Below are 5,757 nucleotides of genomic sequence, written 5' to 3' on the forward strand. Positions count from 1 at the left end.
CGGCCTCAAGGTGGAGCAGCCCGGCATCCGGACCTGGCTCGGCCCGCGCGCCGCGCAATACATCGTCCACTTCGACGATTGCCGGGTCAGCGATGCCGCGGTGCTGGGCGAGGTCGGCAAGGGCTTCACGCTCGGCCAGACCTGGCTCACCATCCACGACCGGCTGATGCGCGGGCCCTATGCGCTGGGCAAGATGCAGCGCGCGCTGGACATGTGCGTCGACTACGCCAAGCAGCGCGTCACCTTCGGCAAGCCGATCTCCGAGCGCCAGGCGGTGCAGTGGAAGCTGGTCGACATGTATGTCGACATCCAGGCGCTGCGGGCGCTGGTCTACGAGAACGCCGCGCGAGCCGACCGGGGCCAGGACGTCCGCAACGAGGCCGCCATGGTCAAGCTCTGCGCCTCCGACTGGGGCACCCGCACGCTCGACCACGCCATCCAGATCCACGGCGCCATGGGCGAGTCCCTCGAACTGCCCCTGACGCTGTTCTACCGCTACGTCCGCCACACCCAGATCGGCGGCGGCACGAGCGAGATCCAGCGCCACCTCATCGCCCGCAAACTGCTGAGCTGAACCGCCATGTCGTCGCAAGAGGAACGCCGCGTGCCGCAGGGCGAGGTTCCGCCCGCATCCGGCCCCCTGGTCGGGCTCCGCGTGATCGATGTCGGCATGCTGTTTGCCGGGCCGCTCGTCTCCGCCTTTCTGGCCGATCTCGGCGCGGACGTGATCAAGGTCGAGCACATCGACGGTGACGAGGTCCGCAAGATGGGGCCCGTCAAGGACGGCCACCCGCTCTGGTGGCGCGTGATGGGCCGCAACAAGCGGCTCGTCTCGATCAACCTCGGCAAGCCGGCCGGCGCGGCCGTGCTGCGGCGGCTGGTCGACGGCGCGGACGCGCTGGTCGAGAACTTCCGGCCCGGCCGGCTGAAGCAATGGGGCCTCGATTACGACACCCTGCGCAAGACCAATCCGGGCCTCGTCATGCTGCATATCAGCGGCTGGGGGCAGAGCGGCCCCTACAGCCAGCGCCCGGGGCTCGGCACCCTGGCCGAGGCCTTCAGCGGCTTCGCCCATGTGACCGGCGACCGGGACGGCCCGCCGACGCTGCCGGCCTATCCGCTGGCCGACACCATCGCGGCCCTGACCGGCACCTACAGCCTGCTGGCGGCTCTGCACGCCCGCAGCCTCAACGGCGGCATCGGTGACGAGATCGACGTCGACCTGGTGCAGCCGATGGTGCCGGCGCTCGGCTCCATGATTGTGGATTACGACCAGAGTGGGCGGGCGCCGATGCGCAAGGGCAACCGCTCGACCTGGACGGTGCCGCGCAACTCGTACAAGACCAGCGACGGTCGCTGGGTGGTGCTGTCCGGCGCCGCGAACGAGCCGGTGATGCGCCTGTTCCGGGCCATCGGTCGGCCCGACCTCGCGGACGATCCCTCGCTCGCCACGAACCAGCTTCGGGTGCGCCGCGTCGAGGAGATCGACGGCATCATGGCGGAGTGGATCGGCCGGCATACGCAGGCGGAGGTGCTGGACGTGCTGGAGAAGGCGCAGGTGGTGGCGGGGCCGATCTACGACGCCCAGCAGCTCGTCGACGACCCGCATGTGAAGGCCCGCGAGGCGTTCATCCGCATGCCGGACCCGGATCTCGGCTCCATCCTCCTGCAGAACGTGGTGCCGCGCTTCACGAACCAGCCCGGCCGCATGCGCTGGGCCGGGAACCCGACCGTGGGCGCCGACACCGACGACGTGCTGACGGAGCTGGGCTACGGCCCGGATGAGATCGCCCAGCTGGCCGCCGAGGGCGCCGTCCGGACGGCCGGAGCCGCGCCGAGCAAATGAGCGGTCTCGCCGGCACCAGCGTCGCGTATCTCGAGGACCTGTTCCGCCGCTACCAGGACGATCCGGCCTCGGTCGAGCCGAGCTGGCGCAGCGCGTTCGACCTCGCGGCGGCGCTGTCCGACGGCGACCGCGCCCCGAACGGGGCCGACCGGGCCGCGGTGCTTCGCGAGGAAGCCGTGCGCCAGCGCGGGCACCTGACGGCGCGGCTGGACCCGCTCGGCCGCCCGCCGCGTGGCGCGGAGCTGCCGCTCGACCTGCCGAACAGCCGGCCCGGGCTGTCAGGGGCCGAGCTGTCGGCCCTGTACGGATCGTCGCTGACGGTCGAGACGGCGCATATCGACGACCCCGCCATGCGGGCCTGGGTGCAGGAGGCGTTCGAGGCCGAGCGCCTGCCGCTCCCGGCCGACACCCTGCTGCGCGCGCACGGCAAGGTCATGCAGGCGGAGGAGTTCGAGAGCTTTCTCGGCCGCAAATACCCGACCAAGAAGCGTTTCGGCGCCGAGGGCGCGGAGGGGCTGTTCGCCCTTCTGGACCGGCTGTTCACGGCCGCCGCGGCGGCCGGGGTCGAGGAGGCCGTGGTCGGCCCCATGCACCGCGGCCGCACCAGCCTGATGGGCGTCATCTTCGGCACGGAGCTGCCGGAGCTGTTCGCCCGCTTCAAGGGCGCGCATCCCTTCCCGGCCGATCCGGTCTGCCCGGCCGACGTGCCCTATCACCTCGGGGCCGAATCCGAGCGCAGCGAGGGCGGCCGCAGCCTCCGGGTCACCCTCTGCCCCAACCCGTCGCATCTCGAGGCGGTGAATCCGGTGGTGGCCGGACGGGTCCGGGCCCGGCAGGAGCTGCGGCCCGTGGGCGAGGCCGGCCGCGTGCTCGGACTTCTGCTCCATTCCGACGCGGCGGTGGTCGGCCAGGGCATCGTCGGCGAGACGCTGCAACTCGGGACGACCCCGGGCTTTGCCACCGAGGGCACGATCCACGTCGTCGTCAACAACCAGATCGGCTTCACGACCGAGCCCTGGGAAGGCCGCGCGTCGCGCCATTGCACCGGCCCTTTCAAGGCGGTCGACGCCCTCATCCTCCACGTCAACGGCGACGACGTCGAAGCCTGCCTGCGGGCCGCCGAACTCGCGGTCGGCTTCCGCCAGCGCTTCCGGCGCGACGCCGTGATCGACTTCGTCTGCTACCGGCGGAACGGCCATAACGAGCTGGACGAGCCCCGCTTCACACAGCCCCGCATCTACGCCGCCATCGACGCTCACCCCTCCGTCCGGCAGGGCTTCGAGCAGCGGCTCCTGGCGGAGGGCGTTCTCACGGCCGAACAGGCCGCCAGCCTCGCCGAGGGCTACCGGCAGGAGCTTGCGCAGGCCTTTGACGCCGCCGCGACCTGGCGCACCAATCGGAGCGCCTTTCCGGGCGGGCGCTGGGAACCCTTCCGACCGGCGGGCGGCACCGTTCCGGAACCTGAGAGCGGCATCGAGGAGGACCGTCTCCGGCGCCTGCTGCGGGCGCTTGCGACCCCGCCCGCCGAGCGGGCCATCCACCCCAAGGTTAGGCGTCTGGTCGAGCAGCGCGCAGATGCCGAGGCGCGCGGCCTGCCCTGGTCCCTGGCCGAAGGCCTCGCCTTCGCGTCGCTCGTGACGGAGGGGGTGCCGGTTCGGCTCACCGGGCAGGATGCCGTCCGGGGCACCTTTTCCAGCCGCCATTTCGGGCTCGTCGACACCGAGACCGGCGCCCGCGCCTGCACCATCGCCGAGCTGGAACCGGGCCAGGCTCCCTTCGCAATCCACAACAGCCCCTTGTCCGAATACGGCGTGCTCGGCTTCGAATACGGCTACAGCCTGGAGCGGCCGGACGGGCTGACGCTCTGGGAGGCGCAGTTCGGCGACTTCGCCAACGGCGCCCAGATCATGATCGACCAGTTCGTGACCAGCGGCGAGGAGAAGTGGCTGCAGCCCTCCGGGCTGGTGATGCTGGTGCCGCACGGGCTCGAAGGGCAGGGGCCCGAGCATTCCTCGGCCCGGCCGGAGCGCTACCTGCAGCTCGCGGCGCGCGACAACATCCAGCTCGCCAACCCGTCCACCCCGGCCAATTACTTCCACCTGCTGCGCCGGCAGGTGCTGCGCCGGATCCGCAAGCCCCTCGTCGTGCTGGCGCCCAAGACCCTGCTTCGGCTGCCGGCTGCCGTGTCGACGCTGGCCGAATTCGGGCCTGGCACGCGCTTCCAGCCCGTGCTGGCCTCCGGCCCGGCCGGCGCCCGGCGCCTGCTGATCTGCACCGGCAAGATCGCCTATGAGCTCGAACGGGCGCGGGCCGCGCAGGGTCTCGACGACATCCAGATCATCCGGCTCGAGATGATCTACCCGCTTCCGGCCGCAGCGCTGAGCCAGCTCCTCGCGGCCTCGCCCGAGGCCGAGCTCGTCCTGGTCCAGGAGGAGCCGGAGAACATGGGCGTGTGGTCATGGCTCCGGCCGCGGCTGGAAGAGCTCGCCGAGGCCGCCGGCTGCAGAACGCCGAAGCTGCGCTATGTCGGGCGGCCGGAATCCCCATCGCCGGCCGGCAGCTTCCACGGCCATCACGAGCGCGACCAGGACGCCCTCGTCGCGAGGGCCCTCGCGTGACAGGCAGGGAGCGCGGACCGGATCTCCGCCGGCCGGGCCACGCCTGAGGACAGACCGATGCGGCCGAGCCCTCCACCTCCAGCCGCACCGGACAGCAGCGGAGGGCCCGTGCAGGACGGCGTGGCGGAACTCCTGTTCGCCACCATGTTCCCGCACGCCATCGTGTCGATGATCAGCCTGGCGCCGCCGATCATGGCGGCCGCCGTGGTCGCGACCTACGGTTTCTCGCCCGAACTCACAGGCCTCTATACGGGCCTCGTCTTCCTGTTCGCGCTGCTGACCACGCTGGTCTCGGCCCCGCTGATCAACCGCTTCGGGCCGCTGCGGCTCACGGCCGTCTGTCTGGTCCTGGCCGGAATTGGCATGGCCGTGTTCGGGGCGGCCGGCATCCCGGGCCTCCTGGTCGGCGGCATGGTCATCGGTCTCGCCTACGGGCCGATGACGCCGGCCAGTTCGCACGCGATCTCATCGCACGCCCAGTCGCCGCGCTTTTCGCTGATCGTGTCGATCCGGCAGACCAGCATCCCGATCGGCGGCGTGCTGGCCGGGCTCTGTGTTCCGGCGCTGGTGGTGAGGATCGGCTGGTCCGGGGCCTGCCTCGTGCTGGCGGGCGCCGCCGGAATCTCCGCACTGGTCTTCTACCTGCTCTCGCCCGCCCTGCGCCGGGAGCGCCCGGCCCGGCGGGTCGCCGGTCGGCTGAACGTGCTGCAGCCGATCCGGTTCGTGCTCAGTCACCGCACCCTTCTGACACTCTCCTGCGCCTCGACCATGTTCGCGGCCGTGCAGCTGGTCGCCAGTTCCTTTCTGGTGATCTACCTCGTCACCGCGGTCGGCCATGACCTCGTCACGGCCGGCGCCTTGATGAGCGCGAGCCAGGCCGCCGGCATCCTGGGCCGGCCGCTCTGGGGCCATGTCGCGGACCGGGTGCATTCGGGCCGCAACCTCCTGTGCTATCTGGGCTTCGGCATGGCGGCGTCGTGCCTGCTCATGGCCGGGCTGACGACGCTCGGGGCGGGCTGGGCCTCGCTTCCGGTCGCCGTCTTGCTCGGTGGCACGGCCGGCGCCTGGAACGGCGTCTACCTGGCCGAGGTGATGCGCGGTCTCGAGCCCGAACATGTCGGGCCCGCCATCAGCGGATCCCTCATCTTCACCTATCTGGGCATCGCCTTCGGCCCGCCGGTCTTCGGCGCCCTGGCCCGGGCGGTGGATTTCGCGCCCGCCTTCGTGATCCTGGCCGTGCTGGTCAGCGTCACGGCCGGGCTCCTGCTCCTGGTGGGGAGAACGCCCCGGCCG

The 5,757-nt window shown here is 71.4% G+C and carries 4 protein-coding genes; all 4 read left to right on the plus strand.

Annotation, left to right across the window (positions count from 1 at the left end; translation table 11 throughout):
• Window positions 1–574, plus strand: a 574-nt coding sequence (locus JWR86_RS09200) for an acyl-CoA dehydrogenase (RefSeq protein WP_299564007.1), incomplete at its 5' end; no start/stop codon positions are given.
• Between the two features lie 6 nt (window positions 575–580).
• Window positions 581–1,846 (plus strand): CoA transferase, encoded by a 1,266-nt coding sequence (locus JWR86_RS09205; RefSeq protein ID WP_299564010.1) that lies wholly within the window; start codon window positions 581–583, stop codon window positions 1,844–1,846.
• A complete protein-coding gene (locus JWR86_RS09210) occupies window positions 1,843–4,464 on the plus strand; it encodes a 2-oxoglutarate dehydrogenase E1 component (protein WP_299564013.1) in 2,622 nt (873 codons plus the stop codon). The genes JWR86_RS09205 and JWR86_RS09210 overlap by 4 nt, the downstream gene beginning before the upstream one ends.
• A 108-nt stretch (window positions 4,465–4,572) precedes the next feature.
• A partial coding sequence (locus JWR86_RS09215) for an MFS transporter (RefSeq protein ID WP_299564016.1) occupies window positions 4,573–5,757 on the plus strand: 1,185 nt, incomplete at its 3' end.

Source organism: Enterovirga sp. (assembly GCF_028290205.1).
GTDB lineage: Bacteria > Pseudomonadota > Alphaproteobacteria > Rhizobiales > Beijerinckiaceae > Enterovirga.

Excerpts from the sequence above, each read along its gene's own strand:
- JWR86_RS09210 (WP_299564013.1), top strand. The coding sequence starts at position 1,843 with ATGAGCGGTCTCGCCGGCACCAGCGTCGCGTATCTCGAGGACCTGTTC.
- JWR86_RS09205 (WP_299564010.1), top strand. The coding sequence starts at position 581 with ATGTCGTCGCAAGAGGAACGCCGCGTGCCGCAGGGCGAGGTTCCGCCC.